Annotated in this window: 21 protein-coding genes; 7 read left to right on the top strand and 14 right to left on the bottom strand. The window is 55.1% G+C overall.

The genetic code is table 11. From position 1 onward, the window contains the following. Positions 1 to 55: 55 nt before the first annotated feature. Positions 56 to 967, bottom strand: coding sequence for a recombination-associated protein RdgC (rdgC, locus tag A3GO_RS0113060; RefSeq protein WP_029133767.1), 912 nt, complete (start codon positions 965 to 967; stop codon positions 56 to 58). 120 nt (positions 968 to 1,087) lie between these two features. After that, positions 1,088 to 2,176 carry an AmmeMemoRadiSam system radical SAM enzyme gene (gene amrS, locus A3GO_RS0113055; RefSeq protein WP_029133766.1) on the bottom strand — a complete coding sequence of 363 codons (1,089 nt, stop codon included), beginning with the start codon at positions 2,174 to 2,176 and terminating at the stop codon, positions 1,088 to 1,090. Positions 2,177 to 2,269: 93 nt separating this feature from the next. Between amrS and amrB the strand changes: the two genes are divergently transcribed. Beyond that, complete coding sequence (gene amrB, locus A3GO_RS0113050) at positions 2,270 to 3,058, top strand: AmmeMemoRadiSam system protein B (RefSeq protein WP_029133765.1); 789 nt, start codon at positions 2,270 to 2,272, stop codon at positions 3,056 to 3,058. Further along, entirely contained in the window at positions 3,045 to 3,626 is a 582-nt protein-coding gene (amrA, locus tag A3GO_RS0113045; RefSeq protein ID WP_029133764.1) for an AmmeMemoRadiSam system protein A, read from the top strand. The genes amrB and amrA overlap by 14 nt, the downstream gene beginning before the upstream one ends. 15 nt (positions 3,627 to 3,641) lie before the next feature. Here the strand turns inward: amrA and A3GO_RS23825 are convergent, their stop codons facing one another. Further along, positions 3,642 to 4,562, bottom strand: a complete 921-nt coding sequence (locus A3GO_RS23825; RefSeq protein WP_051302263.1) for a pentapeptide repeat-containing protein — start codon at positions 4,560 to 4,562, stop codon at positions 3,642 to 3,644. Positions 4,563 to 4,773: 211 nt separating this feature from the next. Here A3GO_RS23825 and fliK point away from each other — a divergent pair, with 211 nt between their 5' ends. After that, positions 4,774 to 5,991, top strand: coding sequence for a flagellar hook-length control protein FliK (gene fliK, locus A3GO_RS0113035; RefSeq protein ID WP_169720407.1), 1,218 nt, complete (start codon positions 4,774 to 4,776; stop codon positions 5,989 to 5,991). Then, entirely contained in the window at positions 5,988 to 6,278 is a 291-nt protein-coding gene (locus tag A3GO_RS0113030) for an EscU/YscU/HrcU family type III secretion system export apparatus switch protein (protein ID WP_029133762.1), read from the top strand. The genes fliK and A3GO_RS0113030 overlap by 4 nt, the downstream gene beginning before the upstream one ends. 18 nt (positions 6,279 to 6,296) lie before the next feature. On the opposite strand, the gene fliJ is transcribed toward A3GO_RS0113030, so the two are convergent. The 10 genes from fliJ to A3GO_RS0112980 all read right to left on the bottom strand — a co-directional run bounded on the left by fliJ (position 6,297) and on the right by A3GO_RS0112980 (position 16,913). After that, complete coding sequence (gene fliJ, locus A3GO_RS0113025; RefSeq protein ID WP_029133761.1) at positions 6,297 to 6,728, bottom strand: flagellar export protein FliJ; 432 nt, start codon at positions 6,726 to 6,728, stop codon at positions 6,297 to 6,299. Between the two features lie 69 nt (positions 6,729 to 6,797). Further along, positions 6,798 to 8,144: a flagellar protein export ATPase FliI gene (gene fliI / locus A3GO_RS0113020; protein WP_029133760.1), complete on the bottom strand. Its 1,347-nt coding sequence runs from the start codon at positions 8,142 to 8,144 to the stop codon at positions 6,798 to 6,800. Beyond that, the gene (locus A3GO_RS0113015) at positions 8,141 to 8,839 is read right to left on the bottom strand and encodes a flagellar assembly protein FliH (protein WP_157606812.1); all 699 of its coding nucleotides are present in this window, start codon (positions 8,837 to 8,839) and stop codon (positions 8,141 to 8,143) included. Before A3GO_RS0113015 ends, fliI begins: the two co-directional genes overlap by 4 nt. After that, positions 8,820 to 9,830: a flagellar motor switch protein FliG gene (fliG, locus tag A3GO_RS0113010; RefSeq protein WP_029133758.1), complete on the bottom strand. Its 1,011-nt coding sequence runs from the start codon at positions 9,828 to 9,830 to the stop codon at positions 8,820 to 8,822. The genes A3GO_RS0113015 and fliG overlap by 20 nt, the downstream gene beginning before the upstream one ends. Next, entirely contained in the window at positions 9,817 to 11,466 is a 1,650-nt protein-coding gene (fliF, locus tag A3GO_RS23820; protein WP_245621735.1) for a flagellar basal-body MS-ring/collar protein FliF, read from the bottom strand. Before fliF ends, fliG begins: the two co-directional genes overlap by 14 nt. Before the next feature lie 73 nt (positions 11,467 to 11,539). Further along, on the bottom strand, positions 11,540 to 11,857 hold the full coding sequence (gene fliE / locus A3GO_RS0113000; RefSeq protein WP_029133757.1) for a flagellar hook-basal body complex protein FliE: 318 nt from the start codon (positions 11,855 to 11,857) through the stop codon (positions 11,540 to 11,542). A gap of 61 nt (positions 11,858 to 11,918) precedes the next feature. After that, positions 11,919 to 13,262 carry a sigma-54-dependent transcriptional regulator gene (locus A3GO_RS0112995; RefSeq protein WP_029133756.1) on the bottom strand — a complete coding sequence of 448 codons (1,344 nt, stop codon included), beginning with the start codon at positions 13,260 to 13,262 and terminating at the stop codon, positions 11,919 to 11,921. After that, complete coding sequence (locus A3GO_RS23815; protein ID WP_051302259.1) at positions 13,255 to 14,484, bottom strand: sensor histidine kinase; 1,230 nt, start codon at positions 14,482 to 14,484, stop codon at positions 13,255 to 13,257. Before A3GO_RS23815 ends, A3GO_RS0112995 begins: the two co-directional genes overlap by 8 nt. A 125-nt stretch (positions 14,485 to 14,609) precedes the next feature. After that, positions 14,610 to 16,088 (bottom strand): sigma-54 interaction domain-containing protein, encoded by a 1,479-nt coding sequence (locus A3GO_RS0112985; protein WP_051302257.1) that lies wholly within the window; start codon positions 16,086 to 16,088, stop codon positions 14,610 to 14,612. Between the two features lie 240 nt (positions 16,089 to 16,328). Further along, positions 16,329 to 16,913, bottom strand: coding sequence for a PilZ domain-containing protein (locus tag A3GO_RS0112980; protein WP_169720406.1), 585 nt, complete (start codon positions 16,911 to 16,913; stop codon positions 16,329 to 16,331). Positions 16,914 to 17,050: 137 nt separating this feature from the next. Here A3GO_RS0112980 and A3GO_RS0112975 point away from each other — a divergent pair, with 137 nt between their 5' ends. From A3GO_RS0112975 to A3GO_RS0112965, 3 genes are all read left to right on the top strand, one after another. After that, a complete protein-coding gene (locus A3GO_RS0112975; RefSeq protein WP_029133753.1) occupies positions 17,051 to 18,322 on the top strand; it encodes an HlyC/CorC family transporter in 1,272 nt (423 codons plus the stop codon). Between the two features lie 240 nt (positions 18,323 to 18,562). Beyond that, positions 18,563 to 19,249: an FHA domain-containing protein gene (locus A3GO_RS0112970; protein WP_029133752.1), complete on the top strand. Its 687-nt coding sequence runs from the start codon at positions 18,563 to 18,565 to the stop codon at positions 19,247 to 19,249. Then, positions 19,218 to 19,664 carry a PilZ domain-containing protein gene (locus A3GO_RS0112965; protein WP_084610068.1) on the top strand — a complete coding sequence of 149 codons (447 nt, stop codon included), beginning with the start codon at positions 19,218 to 19,220 and terminating at the stop codon, positions 19,662 to 19,664. The genes A3GO_RS0112970 and A3GO_RS0112965 overlap by 32 nt, the downstream gene beginning before the upstream one ends. A 26-nt stretch (positions 19,665 to 19,690) precedes the next feature. Here A3GO_RS0112965 and radA read toward each other — a convergent pair whose 3' ends face one another. Then, a complete protein-coding gene (radA, locus tag A3GO_RS0112960) occupies positions 19,691 to 21,073 on the bottom strand; it encodes a DNA repair protein RadA (RefSeq protein ID WP_029133750.1) in 1,383 nt (460 codons plus the stop codon). Between the last annotated feature and the right edge of the window lies 1 nt (position 21,074).

The following is a 21,074-nucleotide window of genomic DNA, read 5'->3' as shown; positions in this document are numbered from 1 at the left end:
ACGGAAAGCCCGATAAGGCGGTAATCCCATGGGCCGCGTCCGGGACACCGATAAGTCAGCTCTCCTCGGCCAACCCGCCAAAGGTCTCAACCAGCCGGGTGATAAACCCCCGGAGCTCAAGACTCATGAGGGCGAAATCGACATCGAACCGGGTAGCTGCGTCCTCTGCCTCGGCGGCAGCCGCCTCTTCCAGGATCAGATCAAGAAATTTCAGACGCTTGATCGACATGTCATCCGACAGCACAAACCCCAGTCGTTCACCCCATTCCAGGGCCAGTTTGACTACCTGTTTACCCGCCTCCAGGTGAATCCGCAATTCATCGCCCTCCAGATCCTGGCGCTTACAGCGAATAATGCCACCCTCTTCCACCGTATCGCGCAATTCGCACTCATCCTGAATCAGAAACTCCGCCGATGGCAGGGATCCGTTCAGCCAGGCGGTCATGATGGAAGCCGGCGACTGGGCCACTTCAAGCGGTTTTGCCGGTAGCGAGCCCAGGGTCTCACGCAACAGACTGACCAGCTCTTCGGCCCGCTTGCTACTGGACGCATCCACCACCAGCCAGTTAGCCTGGGTGTCGATATAGGCGTAGTGACCGGACGATTTGACAAAAGCACGGGGCAGCAGGTCATGGATCAGTTCATCCTTGATCTCCTCCCGCTCCTTGCGCCGGACCTTTCTCCCCTCCGCCTCTTCGATCGAAATAACCTTCTCTTCCAGCAACTCACGAACCACGGACGAGGGCAATAACCGCTCTTCCCGCCTGGCGCAGATCATGATGCAACCGTTTACCGCATGGGTCAGCAGTTCCGCCCCCCGGCCCAGTGGCGGCTGCCAGCCGAAGGAGGCGGGCTCCAGGCTGCCACAGCTTTTTGCCGCCCGCGCCAGCAATTGCTCATGCAGCGTCTCGGGAGTCATTTCAAACGGGGTAAGGAGTCTGAAGATCTGAAGGTTCTTGAACCACATGCCGATATAGTTTCCTGCAAAAAGCCGGCATTATCCCGGAACCGGCCCTACCTAGCCAGTCTCAATCGGACACAAACCAGTGATGTTGTGATGTGGGTAATAGTCAGGAATGTAGGTGATCTATAGATAACCGTCCATCCGCACCGGCATGCGTTTCGCACCCCAGTCACCGGGCTTCTCCTCGAATACCCCGGGACAGGCTGCCCCACAGTATTCGCAGTGTCCATCCGGCGTGAGATGCCACTCCCCCAGTTCATACCAGTCACGTTCAATCAGCAACTTGCCGCAACCGGAGCAAAAGGTGCTGCCACCGGCAGTGTCATGCACATTGCCGGTGTAGGCGTGGTGCACCCCGTTGCTCAGGGCAATCTCCCGGGCGCGGGTCAGGGTCGCCGCCGGGGTCGGTGGGTGATTGAGCATTTTCCAGTCCGGATGAAAGGCGGAAAAATGCATCGGCACATCCGGTCCGAGATTCGCCACCACCCAGCGGGTCATCTGGCTGAGCTCTTCATCACTGTCGTTCTCACCGGGTATCAGCAGCGTGGTCAACTCAAACCAGACAGACGTCTGCTCCTTCAGGTAGACAAGGGTATCCAGAACCGGCTGCAGATGGGCGCCAGTCAGCTTGTGATAGAACTTGTCGCTGAACGATTTCAAGTCGATATTGGCGGCGTCCATGTGCCTGTAAAACTCCACCCGCGGTTCCGGCATGATGTAACCGGCGGTCACCGCAACGGCACGGATTCCCTGTGCATGACAGGCAATAGCGGTATCCACCGCATACTCCATGAAAATCACCGGATCGTTATAGGTAAAGGCCACACTGCGACAGCCGAGCTGGCTGGCTTTTGCGGCAATCTCCATCGGGGAAGCGGCATCCGCCAGGGTGTCCATCTCCCGGGACTTGCTCATATCCCAATTCTGGCAGAAACGGCAGCTCAGATTGCAGCCAGCCGTGCCGAACGAGAGTACCGGGGTACCCGGCAGATAGTGGTTCAGCGGCTTCTTTTCGATTGGGTCGATACAATATCCGCTGGAGCGCCCATAGGTGGTCAACACCACCTTTCCGTCATGACAGGCCCGCACGAAACAGAGCCCCTGTTGCCCCTCCTTGAGTTTGCACTCACGCGGACAGAGATCGCACTGTACTCTGCCTTCATCCAGCCTGTGCCAATATAGGGTCGGATAGTCGGTCACCGCTGCTTGCATGTCGCCACCTCAATAAAACATCTATGCTCTACACTTGATTATAGAATCGCATGACCTGTTCAGCAGTACGATTCAGCACCAGGACACCCGAATATGAATACGATAAAGCAACCGGCTGTCGCCGGACTTTTCTACCCGGCCGAACCGGCAACCCTGCATAGACAAGTCAGGGAATTTATTGCCGCAGCGGAAAATGTCATTACTTGCACACCGAAGGCGCTGATAGCGCCGCATGCCGGCTACATCTACTCCGGACCAATTGCCGGCAGCGCCTATGCCACCCTGGGTCCTGCCGCTGCAGGCATTCATCGCGTGATACTGCTTGCACCGGCCCACCGGGTGGCCTGCCGGGGTATCGTATATAGCTCCGCCAGCCATTTTCAGACACCGCTTGGGCTGATCCCGGTGGACAGGCCGATCGTGGAGAAACTGTCTGAATTGCCGCAGCTTAATCTGAACGATATGGCATTCGAGGAAGAACACAGCATTGAGGTCCACCTGCCATTTCTGCAGGAAGTACTGGAGGATTTCAGCATCGTACCGCTGCTGGTCGGGGATGCCACGGCAGAGCAGGTGGCCGAAGTTATCGAGCAAATCTGGGATGACAGCGGGAATCTGGTTGTCATCAGCTCCGACCTCAGTCACTACCTGGATTATGAAACAGCCGCCGAAATGGACCTGAAAACTTCCCGCGCCATAGAAGCACTGCGACCGGAGGCCCTCACCTACCACAGCGCCTGTGGCAGAACACCGGTGAGCGGGCTGTTACTGGTGGCAAAAAAGCATGGCCTGAAGGCCAGGACGGTTGATCTTCGAAACTCCGGTGATACCGCCGGCTCGCATGACCGGGTTGTCGGATATGGGGCCTATGTCTTCAGTTGATCAGATAACAAAGCCGATCTGCGAGGGTGATCGGGAAGTACTTCTTGCGCTGGCTGAAGCGTCTATCCGCCACGGGCTGCAACATGGCCGGCCGCTGCCGGTCGACTCAACCGCGTACACAGCACCACTGCAACAGCAACGCGCTTCCTTTGTCACTCTGCTCAAGCAGGGCCAGTTACGTGGCTGTATCGGACACCTGGAGGCTACCCAACCCCTGGTCGCCGATGTGGCGGCCAACGCTTACTCGGCGGCTTTTCAGGACCCGCGATTTCCCTCGGTTACGGCAGCCGAGCTACCGCTGCTGGATATCCACCTCTCACTGCTGACACCGGCACAGCCACTGACTTTTGATTCGGAGGCGGATCTGATCAACTTGCTTCGCCCTGGGAAAGACGGTCTGATCCTGGAAGAGGGACACCATCGGGGCACCTTTCTTCCCTCCGTCTGGGCACAGCTTCCCGACCCCAAGGCCTTTGTTACACAGTTGAAAATCAAGGCCGGACTGTCTGCCAATCACTGGTCGGAAAACATCCGTGTTTTTCGCTACACTACGGAGTCCTTTCCTTGACCATCGTGTCATCGGTTACTGTTTAACCAGACAGTTCCCCACCGATCCGGGAAGGCATGACGCACCATTGATCCAGATGGCGTTATCGAGGCGCGCCTGCTGCAGTTTCGCTCCACCGAGATTGGCCCCGGTTAGATCGGCAAAGCTGAGATCGGCCCCGCTTAGATCCGCATAGGATAAATCGGCATGTCGCAGCGTCGCCCCTTTCATCGCTGCACGTTTTAGCTCCGCATAGCTCAGGTCCGACTCCGACAGGTCGACATATTTCATGTCACTGTCATTGAATTTACCGCCTGAAAGCTTTGCCCGACGGAACATACCGTTGTTCAACAGCGCATGATCCAGATCGGCGGCATCCAGTTGTACACCGTCCATCCTGCAATTGCGCCAGTTGACCCCGGGCGCCGGCTTGCTCTCACAATCGGGGTCCGGTATCGATTCCGGCGCCCCCAGATAAAAACCAAAACCGATAGCCAGAACCACCAGGACACCAACCACACCGATAGAAAACAGCGGCAGCGGCTTTTTCCCTCTCCGTTCCAGCAGGTCGGTCTTGGCCTCGCGATGGTGCTGCATAATCTCCAGCTCTGCCTGTCGGCGCTCCCCTTTTCTGCGCCTTTTGAATTCCGCATCATCGGCAGAAACTCGCCGCTCACGGCCATTTCGCTCATCCTCACGCATGCGCGATGCGATCAGCAGATCCGTCTCTCCTTCTGCCAACGCCTTTCGGACTTCCGGTGGAATGACATCCGGCACCTCGGAGACGGGCCGCCATTGTTTCCTGTCATTGCTTACCTGATCCTCCATAGTCACCCGGCCGAGAAGGACAAAGCGCCTGACACCACCACAGGGATATGGCCCCTTTATCTGGCCATCGCGCCGGATATACCAGAGGTTCTGTTTTGTCGTCTCAATCTCTTTATCTGTCTCTGTCATAGGATCTCTATGCTGTCGATTACCAATTTACGCCGAGGCAATCCCCGTTCAATCTATCGACCTGCCGGTCGATAAACTAAAATACCATCAGGTCTTTATACCGAACATTGATATGCAAATCACGGACCCAATTTCGAACCCACGGCTGTTTATCGAGCAAACACGTTCGGATGCCTTGCAGCAACTGCGGCCTGGGCAGGTGGTACGGGCTGTGGTTGAGGTTCCAGCCGACAAGGGGATCGCACAACTGAATATCGGCGGTATAAAGATACCGGTCAAAACCGGCATGAAGCTGGAAATCGGCCAGCAGCTTGCCCTGGATGTGGTTAAAGCGGGCAACATACCGGAATTCAAAGTAGTCAGAGAAGTCACCTCCGCCAGCACCCAGGCACTGGCGCTTAAAAGCATTCTGCCTAAACAACTGCCACTGAATCAGTTGCTCGATGCCCTGAGATCACTGACAACCATTCAACAAGCCCCGGTTACTACATCCGGCGCTGCCCCGGCCGTCATCAAGAATAGCTTGGATACCCTCTTCCAGCAGCTAATTCAGCAGACGACATCAGCCCTTCCCGGTGCATCAGCCGGATCCAGTCCGCTTGAACGCAATCTGCAACTAATCGCCAATGCCTTGCAGACGAACCAGGGACAGTCTGTTCAGGGAAATATAGAAAAAAGCCCCACAACCGAGCTGGCCAGACAAATCGGCCAGCTGATTAACCAGACACTATCAAACGGCCAGCCAATCACTGGAGCTGTCGTCCGGCAGGCATTAAACCAGTCGGGCCTGTTTATGGAACCCCATCTGCTAAATGGCCAACCGGTACAGAACGATCTCAAGGGAATTCTGCTCAAACTGCTGGCGACGTTGCAGCCGATGCTGACCACCGCCCACCTTCTGGGTGACCCCCCGGTCGGCAGGGCCGCCGATACAGCCACTGCGCTCCAACTCATCGCGGCAAGACTATTTGCGGAGTTGCACCATCAGGCCGAAGGTGCGCTGGCCAGGATTCAGTTACATCAATTGGCCTCCCTGCCACAGGATGAAAACAGCCACAAGCAGCTCTGGCAATTTGAACTGCCCATATCCCATCCCGAGGGTCATGATGAATTTCTGATCCAATTTGAAAAAGAGACCAGACCGGCTGAACAGGCAGAGGATCACTGGTCAGTGACCCTCAACTTCAACATTCCGCCCACCGGACCGGTCCGTGCGCGACTCAGCCTGATAGCGGATGAAATTTCCAGCCACTTTACCGCCGAACTTGACGAAGGGGTGAAGCGGATTGAACAATTTCTGCCGACATTGAACGAGGCATTTTCCAGGGCGGGATTAAAAGTCGGCAAGCTCTCTGCCAGCCAGGGATCGGCCGTCAAAAGGCCGGACCAGCCCATCTCTCCCTCGCCGCTGCTGGATGAACGGGCATGAGCGAAACCTACGAGCAAACGCCTGATGTCGCGATCGCCCTGCTGTATGACGGGGAAAATACGCCACGCATTACGGCAAAGGGCCAGGGGAAACTGGCGGAACAGATATTTCTGCTGGCCCGGGAACATGGCATACCGCTGGAAAATGATCCGCAGCTCGCCGCCATTCTTTCGCAGATTCCACTGGGAGATGAGATCCCCGAATCACTCTACCGGGCAATCGCCGAAGTTATTGCCTTCGCCTATCTGGTATCCGGCAAGAGGCCGCCGGGATTCCGGGACGAATAACGGGAAACAGCTATTGGCTTAACGCGGTCCCCGCTGGTTGCGCTCGTCAATCTCTGCCTGTTCGCGCTTGTCATCAGCCTTTTGTTCGGCTGAACGAAAGCGGTCCATTACCTTGCCCAGCGCCTGGGTACGTACATGCTTCTGCTGCCACTGCTCTTTGCGGGTAACGCATTCACTCTTGCTGGCGAGGACCACCTGTTCCTGCTCTTTGATGGCCCGGTCCAGTTTTTCCAGAAACACCCGGTATTCCTGCATCTGTTTGGCGGACATGCCCTGGCGTGCGGTGGTCTCAAAACGCTCCAGATACTCCTGGTGATAACGCTTCAGATCCCCCAGTTTAGCCTCCTGGTCACGCATGCGGCGCTGGGAATCGCCCAATTCACGTGCCGCATCATTCTCCCGGGACTGGGCTGCACGCTGAACCGGTTGTAATCTTTTCGACGGGACCATTATTTTTCTCCACCAAGCCGCCCGGACTAACCGGACCCATTATTAAGGTCGCATTATTTGGAATGTTTCTCAAGAAAAGAGTGCCATCAGCTCCGACAGACTCTTTTCACGGGAAAACGGGGTGTTCATATCCTGCCGTAAAAAACGTTCCAACTCCGGTATTGCATCTATGGCAGTATCGATCCGCTCATCGCTGCCCCGTTCATAGGCGCCCACGTTGATCAAATCCTGGTTCTGTCGATACAGTGAATAGAGTTGCTTGAACGCCCGGGCCGCATCCTGATGCTCCTTGTCGGTAATATCATTCATGGCGCGACTGATCGAGGCCTCGATATCTATCGCCGGATAGTGTCCGCTCTCGGCGAGTCTTCTGGACAGCACGATGTGCCCATCCAGGATGGCACGGGCGGCATCAGCAATCGGATCGTTCTGGTCGTCCCCTTCAGCCAATACGGTATAGAAGGCGGTGATGGACCCCCCCCCCTTGTCTCCGTTGCCGGCACGCTCCACCAGCTGTGGCAACTTGGCAAACACCGAGGGCGGATAACCCTTGGTTGCCGGCGGTTCATTAATCGCCAGGGCAATTTCCCGTTGCGCCTGGGCAAATCGGGTAAGGGAGTCCATCAACAACAGCACATGCTTGCCCTGATCACGAAAATGTTCCGCGATACTGGTGGCCAGCATGGCGCCATGCATACGCCGCAGCGGAGTATTGTCCGCCGGAACCGCCACTACCACGGCACGGGCCATACCCTCTTCGCCCAGGATATTCTCAACGAATTCCTTCACCTCCCGGCCGCGCTCACCGATCAAGCCGACCACGGTGATATCGGCATCGGTATACTTGGTCATCATGCCCAGCAACACACTCTTGCCCACACCGGAACCGGCAAACAGGCCCAGCCGTTGCCCCCGACCGACGCTCAGCAAGGCATTGATAGCCCGTACCCCGACATCTAGCGGCTTGCGAATGGGCGTTCTGGACAAGGGGTTGAACACCTTACCGGTCAGCGGCCGCCGTTCCACCCCATGCAAACGACCCTTGCCATCCAGCGGCCTACCCGCGCCATCCAGCACCCGGCCCAGCAGATGATCACCCACCACGGCCTCGCAGACCCTGCCGGTGGGCACCACCCGTGCATCCTGCTCCAGCCCCCGGATATCACCGGTGGGCATCAGATAGAGGCTCTCGCCGGCAAAGCCCACCACTTCCGATTCAATGCGTTCGCCACTGCTGCTGATTACATCACACTGACCGCCGATGGCAGCCCGACAGCCTACCGCCTCCAGGGTCAACCCGATCATCCGGGTAATCTTGCCCTCAACCACCAGCCCCCGGTCTTCACCCACCCGCTGGTGGCAGTGGTGCAGACGCTCTTTCCAGATCCGGTTACGGTTGGATTCCGGCAGACTCATCGCTCTCTTCCACCCGCCCGCGACTCATCATCATCACGCTCTCCCCCCATGATGCGGGCGATCATGGCGGCAATACGTGACTCCAGCGTGGCATCAATCTGTGAGGTTTCGGTAACAATCCGGCAGCCGCCCCGGGCCAGCACCGGATCCTCAACAATCTTCCAGCTCTGCTCCCGGTCGCTCATATCATAGATTTCCCGCACCAGCCGGGCATCTTCCGGGTGTAACTGCACCCGGATATTGCGTGATGAAACCGGCAGTATGGAGAGGGATTCCCGGACAATACCGATGATATGACTCGGCTCAAGCTTGATTTCACGGCGTACCAGTTGGCGAACCATGGAGATCACCAGGTCCACCAGCTCACGCTCCACCTGTTCATCGAGCTCCTGCAGGGGATTTTCCAGCGTCTGCATCAAGGCATCGACCTGCTGTATCAGCTGGCCAATCCTCTGCTGCCCCTTCTCCAGCGCCTCCTTATGGCCGAAAGCAAAGCCCTCTTTTTTTCCAAGCTCAAATCCCTCCTGGTAGGCCTCCTTCTGTAGCTGCTCCAGCTGTTCGGCTGTCAGCATGGAACCGGACGAGCGCATCTTGACCACACTCTTCTCTTCTTTCTGCCCCATACTGGGCGGTAACCACTGCTGTGCATCCCCCGCATCACTACCGGAAAGCACTTTAGATGAATTCTTCTCCACCGCCACCTCCAAGCATGATCTCTCCGGCGTCCGCCAACCGGCGCGCAACCGTCAGGATCTCTTTCTGGGCCGCTTCCACATCGCTCAGGCGCACTGGAGGCGCGGCCTCGAGATCATCCCGCAGCATCTCGGCAGCACGCTTCGACATGTTCTTGAATATCTTCTCCTTGAGCCCCTCGTCCGCCCCACGCATTGCCAACAGCAGCTGATCGGAGGCGACTTCGCGCATCAGGGTCTGGATACCGCGATCATCCACATCGATCAGGTTATCAAACACAAACATGTTGTCCTGAATCTCCTGGGCGATTTCCGGATCGGCACCGGCCACGTGTTCCATGATACTGCTTTCGATACTGCCCTCGATCAGGTTGAGAATATTGGCCGCGGTTTTAATGCCACCCAGGCTGGAGGACTTGACATTGGAGGCGCCGGAAAACTGTTTCTCCAGTATTTCATCCAGTTCCTGCAACGCGGCCGGCTGGATGCCATCCAGCGTTGCTATGCGCATAACGATATCGGGCCTGACACGTTCAGGGAATTCAGACAGAACCTCGGCGGCCTGGTCGGAATCGAGAAACGACAGCACGATAGCGATGATCTGAGGATGTTCAAGACGGATTAATTCCGCCACCGAACGTGGGTCCATCCATTTCAGCTGCTCCAGGCCCTTGCTGTTCCTACCCAGCAGGATGCGATCAATCACGCCGCCCGCCTTATCCTTGCCCAGGGCATTGGTCAGTACATTACGGATGTACTCATCGGAATCCATGCCCAGTGATGTCTGGCTGCGCAGGGTATCGACAAACGAGTGCATTACCGATTCCATCTTACTGGTGCTGACATTGCTCATGTTGGCCATGGCCAACCCCAGCTCCTGAACCTCTTTTGGTCCCATGTGGGAGAGTATTGAGGCCGCATCCTTCTCGCCAAGTGCGAGCATCAGGATAGCCGCACGCTCTACCCCCGATGTCTTATTTTCATCTGCCGGCATCTTCCGCCACCCAACTCCTGACTACCTGCGCAACGCGCTTGGGATCATCCTGGACCATTTGACGTGCTGCATCCAGGGTATTCTCATATTTCTCCGGACCCGGCAGCCGCATGGCGCCATCCGGCGAATCCAGTGAACCGGTCGAACCGACCCCGCCTTGTGCATCATCACCGGCGCCTTCGGCCGAGGATATCTGCTGAATAACCGGAGGGGCCGTCAATTTCTTCATGGTGGGCCGCAACACGAAAAAGATCAGAATAAGTACCAGTATGACACCTCCCGCCTGTTTCGCCGCATCCCAGACCCAGGGTTCTTCCCAAATCGCCAGCTCCGGAAGCGGTTCGATAGGTGCGGGCAGCATAAAGGCTGAATTGATCACCTCGACACTATCACCCCGCTGGGTATTAAAACCGATCGCCTCCTTTACCAGCCTGGTAATGCGGCTGATCTCTTCAGGCGTACGCTCTACCCGGGTAACCACGCCGTCGTCGGCCACGTTCACCAGATCATCCACCACTACGGCCACCGAGAGACGACGCAGATTATTGCTGGCAAGCCGGGTGTGGCTGATGGTCTTGTCCAGTTCGTAGTTCCGGGTTGCCCGCTTGCTGGTATTCAGCGGTGAAGCGGCCGTCTCACCTTCAGCGCTTGCCGTTGCTACTTCAGGAGCGGTCCCGGCCGCCGGCGGCTGATTGCTCAATGCACCCGGTACACCCTGTACCGATGAAAGCTGACTGGACTGCTCATTGACCTGTTCACTGCGCAGCGCCGGCAGGTCGGGATTGAATCGTTCCGACGTCTGCTCGGTTACCGTAAAATCAACATCCGCACTCACCTGCGCGCGCACTCTGTCGGCTCCCAGAATCGGCGCCAGTATATCTTCCACCCGCTGCCGGTAGTGTTTCTCCAGCTCCCTGGTGTACTCGAACTGGCTGGATGTGAGCATCATCTGGCGTGAGTCCATCTCTCCGCTAAGCAGATTCCCCTTATGATCGACCACGGTTATCCGCCCCGCATCGAGCTCCGGCACACTTGATGCCACAAGATGTACGATGGCTGCCACCTGGCCCTTGTCCAGAACCCGGCCGGAGTAGAGTTTCAATACAACCGAGGCGCTCGGATCGTTCTTTTTACGCACGAAAACAGACTGCTTCGGCGTGGCCAGGTGTACCCGCGCCGACTCAATGTTCGACAGCGTGGCGATGGTGCGAGCCAGCTCGCCCTCCAGCGCCCGATGAAAGCGCGCTGCCTCCAACGCACGACTGGTGCCAAATCCGGTCTCCTGTTGGAGGATTTCATAGCCCATGCTGTTACTGTGCGGCAAACCCTGTCCGGCAAGTTTCATCCGCGCCTCTTGCAGCTTGCCGCTGGCAACCATCACGGCGCCGGTAGAGTCATTGATCTTGTACGGAATGCCATTCTGATCGAGTGCAGCTATTACCTCGGTGGCATCCTTGGGCGCCATGTTGGCGTAGAGAACGCTATAGCTCGGCGTCTGGGACCAGAGAACCACCGCTATTCCCAGGGCCACACTGGCTGCAATACCGATCATCACCCCCAATTGGCGCACGATTGGGTTTTGCCCCAAACCGGCCGTCGGGAATGTTTGGGTCAAGGCATTTTCATCATTGGCCACGATTTATCACCCACTTGCAATTATTCATTAATTACTTTAATAAAAGTATATTATTCGCTGTTTATAAACAAATTTATATTGGCATATTCATGACTTCTTTGTAGGCGTCCACCAGCTTGTTCCGGACCTGAAGCATGGCTTCAAAAGAGAGACTGGACTTCTGGACAGCTACCATGACCTCAGCCAGATTGACATCTTCCGCACCGAGCTCAAATGCTCGCTTCATCTCGCCGGCATGCTGTTGGGTTTCGTTTACCTGATTGATCGACTGGGTCAATAGATCCCCGAAGCTGGCCCCGGCAGGATCATCAGCCACTTTGGGCGTGGCCGCAGCCTGGGCGGACATGGTGCGTATCTGGGCCAGTACTTGATCTATATTTGTCGTCGTCATTATCTCTATTCCGTCAAAACCGTGTCACTGAATTCAAGTGCATGCAGAAAATGCACCAATATCACCGGGGAATGGCAACACCCGCCTCCCGTAATCGCGCAATCTTGTAACGCAGTGTGCGTTGACTGATACCGAGACGCTCGGCAACCTCTTTTCTACTCCCACGATCCTCACGCAACGCATCAAGGATCATGCGCTCCTCCATGGACCGCAGGTCATCGCTCAGACAGCCTTTGGCCTCCGACTCATTGGATTCACGGACGGGTTGCGGCATGACCAGATCCATTTCAAAGCAGAGTGCATCGGGAGATATTTCAGTGCCATCACAGAGAATCAGTGCGCGCTGCATCACATTATCCAACTCTCTGACGTTACCCGGCCAGCTATGCCCCAACAGTCGTTGTTCCGCTTCCTGTGAGAGTCTCGGTTCAACTATCTTTTGCGAATGGCAAATCCGTCGAAGCAGAAAACGCGCCAGCGGCAGGATATCCCGCGGCCTGTCCCGCAGCGGCGACAGATGCAGGGGAAACACATTCAGACGATAGAACAGATCCTCACGGAAACGGCCGGCAGCCACCTCTTCCCGCAGATTTCGATTGGTGGTCGCCAATATTCTGACGTTAAGGGGGATCACCTTGCGGCCACCCAGCCGTTCAACCTCCCTTTCCTGTAACACCCGTAACAGTTTTGCCTGTAGAGGCAAACTCATTTCAGAGACTTCATCCAACAGCAGCGTACCATCCTGTGCCTGCTCAAATTTTCCAGGGGCCGAATTATAAGCCCCTGTATAAGCCCCTTTTTCATAACCGAACAGCATCGCCTCAAGCATATTGTCCGGTATGGCAGCGCAGTTGATCGCCACAAAAGGCCCTTCACTGCATTGGGACTGGCGATGAATATACCGGGCAAACACCTCCTTACCGGTTCCACTTTCGCCACCGATCGAGACTGTCGCGCTGCTCCTGGCCACGCGCCCCGCGAGACCCAACAGTTCACGGGTACGGATATCTTCAGCGATCACCTGTTCGTCTACCGGCTGAATATGCTTAATACAAGCCTTCACCTTTTCGATCAGAAGTGCCGGCTCAAACGGTTTGGCCAGGTAATCCGTGGCACCATTTCGCATCGCTGCAACCGCTTTTTCTATATTGCCGAACGCGGTCATCATCAGCACCGGCATGGCCGGAAAACGGGATTTGATCCTGGCAAGCAACTGATGCCCATCCATGGGAAGCATCTGTACATCGCTGATGACCAGACCAACAGATTGTGAACCCAGCACCTTAAGCGCACTTTCCCCGTCAATTGCGGAAACCACGCCATAGCCTGATAACTCCAGGGTGTCGCACAACGCTTCACGCAGAGTTGCATCATCCTCAACAATTAAAACAGTTGCATCACTCATGCAGGACTCCTACTGCGGTTTTGCAGCCACTCTCTTCATGACATTCGGGAGCAGTGATCGGCTCTCCGCAATGATCCATTGACAGCGGCAAAAGAATATAAAAACAGCTACCTTCACCAGGCGTGCTCTCTACTGTGAGCTTGCCCTGGTGGCTCAGAACGACCGATTGGACAACGGCAAGACCAAGTCCGGTGCCATCAGGTCGAGTGGTAAAAAAAGGATCAAAAATACGCTGCTGGTTTTCAACACTAATCCCGGCCCCGTCATCGCTAATGCTGATCCGCACATTCCCGGCCTGCCTTTCAGCATAAATCTTCAGATGTATCCGACCGTTCTGCTGTAGCGCATTCAGTGCGACATTCAACAGGGCACCCGACAGTGCTGCGGAGTTTCCGTTGATTCTGATATCCGCATCGAGTTGAATTCGATATTCAAGAACCGCTTCGTGCTCCTGACAGAGCAACTCCAGATTCCGAACCAGTTCCATTAACAGCTCATTGGCAGAGAGTGGGGTCAGCTCAAACTGCCCTCCCCGCGCAAAGCTGAGCATGTCGTTCACCTGACTCTCCATGTGGTGCAGACGTTCAATACAGCGTGTAGAAAATTTTTCGCGCTGCTGACGAGAGAGGTCATCGCGTGACAGGTGTGATGTATAGAGCAACGCCGAACTAAGTGGGGTCCTGATCTGATGCGCCAGTTGGGCCGCCATTTCACCCATGACACTCAGCCGTTGTTTACGGGAAATCCGCTCCTGCATCTGACGCGCTTCCGTGACATCCAGAAGCAACAGGATACTTCCTGACTCCGGGGCGAGGGAGCGCTGGGTCAGCGAAACCAGTCGGCCGGATATGAGCAACTGCTCACCCTCCGCCTGACCGGGTTTAAAATGACGCTGTTGTATCTGGTGCCACTCACAATTGACTTCGATGCCAGGGAATATCTCTCGCGCTGCAGAGTTGATCTGTTTGACCAGACCGTCGCCATCCAACACGACAACGGCGGCAGGCAGGGTTTCCAACAGGTGGACCAGGCGGTTGGCCAATGACTCCTTTTCCGCCAGCTGCAACAGGCGTTCGCTGCGGGCTTCGGAAAGTTCACTGGTAAGGCGGACAACTTGTTGCTGCAACTGATGATAAGAATCAACCAGCTGTCCCGACACCTGATTAAAAATCTGGAAGGCATCTTCGAGTTGTTCACGTCGCACACTATTTTGCATTGCCATTGGCATGTACCGTTATTTGACGCTTGCGGAGTAAAAGCCCACGCTTAATCATCAGATAACAAATAACATGCCAATTTTTTTATTTATTATTTTTCAATGCCTTAGCTTTATTGTAAACGAGCTAGTCAAATATTTGTCGTTTCATGGGTGCGCTGAAGACCGAATTTGCGCAACTTCTCGACCAGAGTTGTTCTGCGCATATTGAGGCGCTTGGCGGCATGGGCAACTACACCATCAGACTCATCCAACGCCTGACGGATCAGATTCAGCTCCAGGTTACTGAGATGGGTTTTAAGGTCAATCCCCTCATTAGGGAGTCGTGGAACACTCTCAACCACACCAGACTCTTCTCCCAACACAGTCACCTCGGGAAGGTCACCGGTGGATTCGCTGATTGTCATACCGACCCGGAACTTCTCCGGAAGATCCTTGACATCAACAATTCCGTAGGGATAAAGGATGGCCAGCCGCTCAATAAGATTCGCCAGTTCCCGGACATTTCCCGGCCACTTAAATTGGGTCAGCGCCATGACCGCGGCCGGAGTCAACCGCACTGATCCACGCTTCTCTTTTTCAATTCGCGCAATCAGATCATTGACCAGTACCGGGATATCATCGCGCCGCTCCCGTAAAGGCGGCATTTCTATTGGAAATACATTCAGCCTGTAATAGAGGTCCTCGCGGAAGCGATTTTCCTTGATCGCCTCTTCAAGATTCCGGTGGGTAGCTGCAATGATCCTGACGTTGCACTGTATGGTTTTGTTGCTGCCGACACGTTCAAAAGAACGCTCCTGCAGAACCCGCAACAGCTTGACCTGCATCGGCATACTCATATCGCCGATTTCATCCAGAAACAGGGTGCCACCATCGGCCATTTCAAACCGACCCTGCCTGGCACTGATGGCGCCGGTAAAGGCACCCTTTTCATGTCCAAACAGCTCACTCTCCAGCAGGTCGGCCGGTATAGCACCGCAATTCACCGGCACGAAGGGCTTTCCACGCCGCGATGAGTTGTAGTGGAGCTTTCGCGCGACCACCTCTTTGCCGGTCCCCGATTCACCCAATATCAGTACCGTGGCCTCGGTATCGGCCACTTGTTCGATCATTTTGTTGATCTGCTTGGTCGCCCGACTGTTGCCGGACAGGCTTCGGAAAAGCTCCAACGGCCGTTGTCCGCTGCTTTTGTTTTGGCAATTCTCCTGGAACAGTTGTGCCTTGTACAACAGGCCGATCAGCTCCTCATACTGGCTGGGGATGGAAACAGCACCTATGCAGGGGGACTCCACGTGCACGTTGGCGGTTGTTTGATCTTTTCTCAAAAGCTGGAGTAGTGCAATATCGGTCGTTTCTTCCCTGATCACACCGATCAACTGCTTCCTTTCATCCGAAGAAAAATCAGGGCCAATCAACACAGAAGTGCACTTATCCTTGTCCCGCTCGGTAAGCCGCTGCTTCAGCGAGGCCCAATCACTTACAGTCTCCAGCTCATAGTCGATAAAATGGAATATGGTACGAAGATAATCTATTCGTTCCTGATCACAATCCACTAGCAACAAGCAACCGTTATGCAACATTTCAAAGGCCTCTAACAGTTTACCTTTCATTGCCCATATCCCTGGCCCTCGATAAAACTGCTCTGTTCTGATAAAAACCACATGAGGCAAGGAGTTAACCAGCTTACGAGTGAATTGTCAAAATATTGTCGCTTATCAATCTGCTGACACTGCATGAAAATACCTGATAAATATTGATGCTAGCACAGATAGCTAGCATTACATTTTAATTTTTATTTAAGATAATTGCTATTACTTGTTGTATTTACTGAATATATTAATAATATTCCTTCAGTCCGGTCCGGATCTTTTTTCTGCCTTTTGCTGAGCGATCATGCGACGATGCTGGCGAAAAATCAGCTTCCCCAGAAGGTCTTCGACCGGCTCATCAAGTGATTCAAACGCGACAGTGATCTGTGACGTCCCACCATGGCTTGTGATATCCGTTACCAGAACCGGTAGCCTGAGTGGCTGAGCCAGGCGCGAATCAATGTATAGAGCCAGCCAGAGCCGCTCGCCCACCGAGGGCAAATGATCGTCCGAGCTGACCCATGAAGCTCCGGTCAGCCAGAGAACCACCGTCGTTTGTATCGCGTCCTGTTGTTCACTCCGCAACAATTGTGAAACCATATCAAGCAACAGATCGAGCTTGGCCTCAACCCGGGCAAGATCGGCCACTCCCCGATCTCCGGATTCGTCACCATATTCATACTGCAGATCCTGTGAGACCAGCATGGCCTTCAGCAGGCGTGCGTTTTTCTCATCTGTCTCCAGTCGGCTTAATGGCCCGTCCAGCGTTCGCTCTTCCCATTGAACCGGCATAGTTCCGCTGAATGATACTCCCCTGGAATTCTGATCATCCTGCTGATTTGGCATATCCCCTCCACCAAGCATATCCATAGCGACAGCTGATACGATGTCCGATCACACAACACTCAGAGCAACCTGGCTTGACATCACAAAACAGGCAGCTTAGAAATGACACTCACTTTATACTACAGAAGGCGCGTCCTTTGAGCGACATCTCAACCGGTATGCTGTTCGGCATACTCATTTTTCTGATTCTGTTATCGGCGTTCTTTTCCGGATCAGAAACAGCCCTCATGACACTTAACCGATACCGCCTGCGCCATCTCTCCAAGATCGGGCATCACGGCGCCGTCCGGGCAAGCAAACTACTGGAGCGCCCCGACAGGCTGATCGGATTGATTCTGCTTGGGAACAACTTCGTCAATATCATGGCCTCGTCACTGGCAACGGTAATCGCCCTGCGTCTGGGCGGCGAGGCAGCGATAGCCGTGGCGGCCTTTTTGCTAACCCTGGTGATTCTCATTTTTGCCGAAGTGGCACCAAAAACCCTCGCCGCGCTGAAACCGGAGCAACTGGCGTTTCCGGCGGCATTTGTTTATACCCCGCTGCTACGGCTGCTCTACCCGCTGGTCTGGGTGGTCAACAGCATCGCCAATATGATCCTTCGATTACTTAATGTTTCACCGGATGATATGGATGATCAGTTTCTCAGCAAGGAGGAGCTGAGGACGGTAGTCATCGAAGCCGGCGCCATGATACCAAAGCGCCATCAAAAAATGCTGCTCAGTATTCTTGACCTGGAGAAGCTGGCGGTGGAAGACATCATGATTCCCCGGAACGAGGTGGACGGTATCGATCTGGAAGAGCCAATAGAGGAGATCATCAAACAGTTACAAAACAGCGCCTATACCCGCCTGCCCGTATTTGACGGCGGCATCGATGATATCGTGGGCACCATTCATGTCAGAAAGGCGATGCATGCGCTTACCCACGGCGAGCTGACCCATGCAGTCATTCGGGAAATCTGCGACCCACCCTACTTCATACCGGAGGGCACCCCGCTCAATCGGCAGCTAATCAACTTTCAACGAAAAAAGCAGCGCATTGGTATGATCGTGGATGAGTACGGTGACCTGCTGGGCCTGGTCACTCTGGTTGATCTGCTGGAAGAGATCGTTGGTGAATTCAGTACCGACCCGGCAGATAGCGTGCAGGAGGTTCAACCGCAGGAGGATGGCAGCTTTCTGGTTTCCGGTAGCGCCAATATTAAAGAACTGGTGCGTACCTATCATTGGGAGCTACCGGTTGACGGCCCCCGGACCATCAGCGGCTTGATTATCGAATATATGGAGACAATTCCTGAACCCGGTACCAGCCTGTTGCTGGCAGGCTATCCGGTAGAGATTCTGCAGATCAAGGACAATATGGTCCGAATGGTTCGAATCCAGCCGCAAAAATACCCGGCGGAAACATAACGAAGAACTGGCACCCGCTGATTCGCCGCACTAGTGGATTGCAACAGATTACTGGCCCGCTTTGGTTAACGGCCGTCCGGCAACAAGACCGAATGCCCCGGTATCCTTTGCGCCCACAATGCTATTATCGTGACTTAATTCACATTAGTAACTTCAGTCCGCTTCGCACCGGCCGCTAAACATAGCACCAATGTGATGTTTTTTCTCTGAAAACTGACAATCAAAGCAATAATCACTGCCATGCCCAAGTTAACCTTATGCTTTAAAGGGCGTTTCATCGGACTGCACAATCTGAGTGAAACAACCGCCACCATCGGCCGAGCCGCGGATGCCGGGATTCATATTGAAAGCCTGGCGGTCGCCGAGCGGCATGCACTAATCACGCTGAACAACGAACAGTGCCATATCTCCCCAATTGACGACCACAAGGTCTGGGTCAATCATCATCCAATCACCACAGCAACCCAGCTTTCTCATGGGGATATTATCCAGATTGGCAAACATGAGCTTTTCTTTTCAGAAAACGCCATTGGCCTGAATCCGACCTTCCTCAAAGACAATGTGCATTCAATCAATCAGCCAGGGCGGCAACCAGGCGTGTCAAAAAACGCCTTTGATCAACTACTTCACTGCATTAACACACTACCTACCGGAACCATTCAGATTCTGAGCGGCAGACACCTGGGAAAAATCATTCCATTGCAACGGGGACTCACCCGACTCGGATTGACCGGTGATGAGTGCGCAGTGATTGCGCACCGGAATGACGGTTACTACATCTCGCATCTGGAAGGCGATGTCCCGCCCAAGGTGAACAACCAATCCATCGGCAACAGCTGTGTTCGCCTGCGGGAAGGCAACGAAATCCAAATGGGTAATATCAGAATGCGGTTTCATGAGGAGATTGAACAATCTGCCGCTATGTGATGGACTCAAGGTTCATCCCCTTCAGCAATCAGCGACCGGTATTATTGCCATGACCACCGTAGATAAAGATGAGCGTCGTAATTTTCACCGGATACTGTTCGATGCCCCGGTGACCGTTTCCCACAACAACAAACATTTCCACAGTAAACTGATCGATATCTCCCTGAACGGCGCACTACTGGAAACCGCGACAGGCTTTAACGGGAAATCCGGCGACACAGTATTGCTCAACATCCGGCTCGGTGACGATATCTTTATAGACATGGAGGCGCAGATCGCCCACCTTGAGAACGCACAGATAGGGATGCACTGCGTGCATATCGACATGGAGAGTATTAGTCACCTGCGTCGACTGGTGGAACTGAATCTGGGTGATACCGCGTCGCTGGAGCGTGAACTGTCCGCGCTTGGCTAAACGCGTCGGGATTGGCCGACAGACGCCTAGAACAGATCCAACACGTCCGACAGCCGATCAACAGCAGACACCTCTATCCCATCAATCGCCTTTTTTGGCGCGTTGGCACGGGGCACGATAGCTCGACTGAATCCGTGCTTGGCGGCCTCCCGCAACCGCTCCAGCCCATTCGGCACAGGCCGTATTTCACCCGCCAGCCCCACTTCACCGAAAGCCACCAGTTCCCGAGGCACCACCCGGTCCCGAAAACTGGAGAGCACGGACAGTAACAGCGGCAGATCGGAGGCGGTCTCGGTAATCCTCACTCCGCCAACCACGTTGACATAAACATCCTGATCAAACATGGCAATACCGGTATGCCGGTGCAGCACCGCCAACAGCATGGATAGCCGGTTCTGCTCCAGGCCCAGGGTGACACGGCGCGGATTGGCGAGCGGACTCTCGTCCACCAGGGCCTGTACTTCCACCAGCAGTGGCCGACTGCCCTCCCGCGTCACCAGGATCACACTGCCCGGGACCGCCTCTCCATGGCGGGATAGAAAGATGGCGGAAGGGTTATTCACCTCGCGCAGCCCCCGATCCGTCATGGCAAAAACACCCAGCTCATTGACCGCACCAAAACGGTTCTTGATGGTACGGATGAGACGAAACTGGCTGCCTGACTCGCCCTCGAAATAGAGCACGGTATCCACCATATGCTCCAGCACCCGGGGACCGGCCAGTGCTCCCTCCTTTGTTACATGGCCGACCAGAAACACGGTAGTGCCGGTCTGTTTGGCAAATCGCACCAACTGGGCGGCCGACTCCCTGACCTGGGCCACGGATCCGGGGGCGGATTGCAGCTGCTCGGTATACAGAGTCTGGATCGAATCCACCACCATGACAGCCGGACTTTCTTGCCGGGCCAGAGCAATAATTCGCTCGACACCGGTCTCGGCCAGCAGCCGTAATCCGTCACTGTTCAAACTAAGCCGCATGGCTCTTAAACTGATCTGTTCCGGAGACTCTTCACCACTGATGTAGAGTGTCTTGAGCCGGGCCGACAACTGGGCCATGGTCTGGATCAGCAGAGTCGACTTCCCGATCCCCGGGTCACCCCCGATCAGGACTACCGAACCACCCACAAGTCCGCCACCGAGGACCCGATCCAGTTCAGCCAGACCGGTGGGCTCACCGCTGCGTTGCTCCGGTGAGACATCAGCGAGATTGCGGATCTGATTCTGGTTGGCGTCGCCCGCGTAGCCGGCAAAGCGCGAGCCAGCCGGGGAAGCGGCAGGAGCAATCGACTCCTGCAGGGTATTCCAGCCCTTACAATCGGCGCACTGTCCGGCCCATTTCTGAAACTGACCGCCGCAGTCAGTGCAGATATAGATGGATTTCCCAGCTTTCTTGCCGCTCACGCCCGCCATG

Origin of the sequence: Sedimenticola selenatireducens DSM 17993, assembly GCF_000428045.1 — a bacterium.
In the GTDB taxonomy this organism is placed as follows: Bacteria; Pseudomonadota; Gammaproteobacteria; order Chromatiales; family Chromatiaceae; genus Sedimenticola; species Sedimenticola selenatireducens.
The sequence above is the reverse complement of the archived record's forward strand: the minus strand, read 5'-3'. Positions and strand labels throughout refer to the sequence as shown.

Bases quoted from the DNA above. Each gene is read 5' to 3' on its own strand.
- A3GO_RS0112995 (WP_029133756.1), bottom strand. From the start codon at position 13,262: ATGAGTGATGCAACTGTTTTAATTGTTGAGGATGATGCAACTCTGCGT.
- A3GO_RS0112970 (WP_029133752.1), top strand. From the start codon at position 18,563: ATGCCCAAGTTAACCTTATGCTTTAAAGGGCGTTTCATCGGACTGCAC.
- fliJ (WP_029133761.1), bottom strand. From the start codon at position 6,728: ATGGTCCCGTCGAAAAGATTACAACCGGTTCAGCGTGCAGCCCAGTCC.
- fliG (WP_029133758.1), bottom strand. From the start codon at position 9,830: ATGCCGGCAGATGAAAATAAGACATCGGGGGTAGAGCGTGCGGCTATC.
- A3GO_RS0113030 (WP_029133762.1), top strand. From the start codon at position 5,988: ATGAGCGAAACCTACGAGCAAACGCCTGATGTCGCGATCGCCCTGCTG.
- radA (WP_029133750.1), bottom strand. From the start codon at position 21,073: ATGGCGGGCGTGAGCGGCAAGAAAGCTGGGAAATCCATCTATATCTGC.
- A3GO_RS23815 (WP_051302259.1), bottom strand. From the start codon at position 14,484: ATGGCAATGCAAAATAGTGTGCGACGTGAACAACTCGAAGATGCCTTC.
- A3GO_RS0112980 (WP_169720406.1), bottom strand. From the start codon at position 16,913: ATGCCAAATCAGCAGGATGATCAGAATTCCAGGGGAGTATCATTCAGC.
- amrA (WP_029133764.1), top strand. From the start codon at position 3,045: ATGTCTTCAGTTGATCAGATAACAAAGCCGATCTGCGAGGGTGATCGG.
- A3GO_RS23825 (WP_051302263.1), bottom strand. From the start codon at position 4,562: ATGACAGAGACAGATAAAGAGATTGAGACGACAAAACAGAACCTCTGG.
- A3GO_RS0112965 (WP_084610068.1), top strand. From the start codon at position 19,218: ATGAGGAGATTGAACAATCTGCCGCTATGTGATGGACTCAAGGTTCAT.
- amrS (WP_029133766.1), bottom strand. From the start codon at position 2,176: ATGCAAGCAGCGGTGACCGACTATCCGACCCTATATTGGCACAGGCTG.
- fliI (WP_029133760.1), bottom strand. From the start codon at position 8,144: ATGAGTCTGCCGGAATCCAACCGTAACCGGATCTGGAAAGAGCGTCTG.
- rdgC (WP_029133767.1), bottom strand. From the start codon at position 967: ATGTGGTTCAAGAACCTTCAGATCTTCAGACTCCTTACCCCGTTTGAA.
- amrB (WP_029133765.1), top strand. From the start codon at position 2,270: ATGAATACGATAAAGCAACCGGCTGTCGCCGGACTTTTCTACCCGGCC.
- A3GO_RS0112985 (WP_051302257.1), bottom strand. From the start codon at position 16,088: ATGAAAGGTAAACTGTTAGAGGCCTTTGAAATGTTGCATAACGGTTGC.
- fliE (WP_029133757.1), bottom strand. From the start codon at position 11,857: ATGACGACGACAAATATAGATCAAGTACTGGCCCAGATACGCACCATG.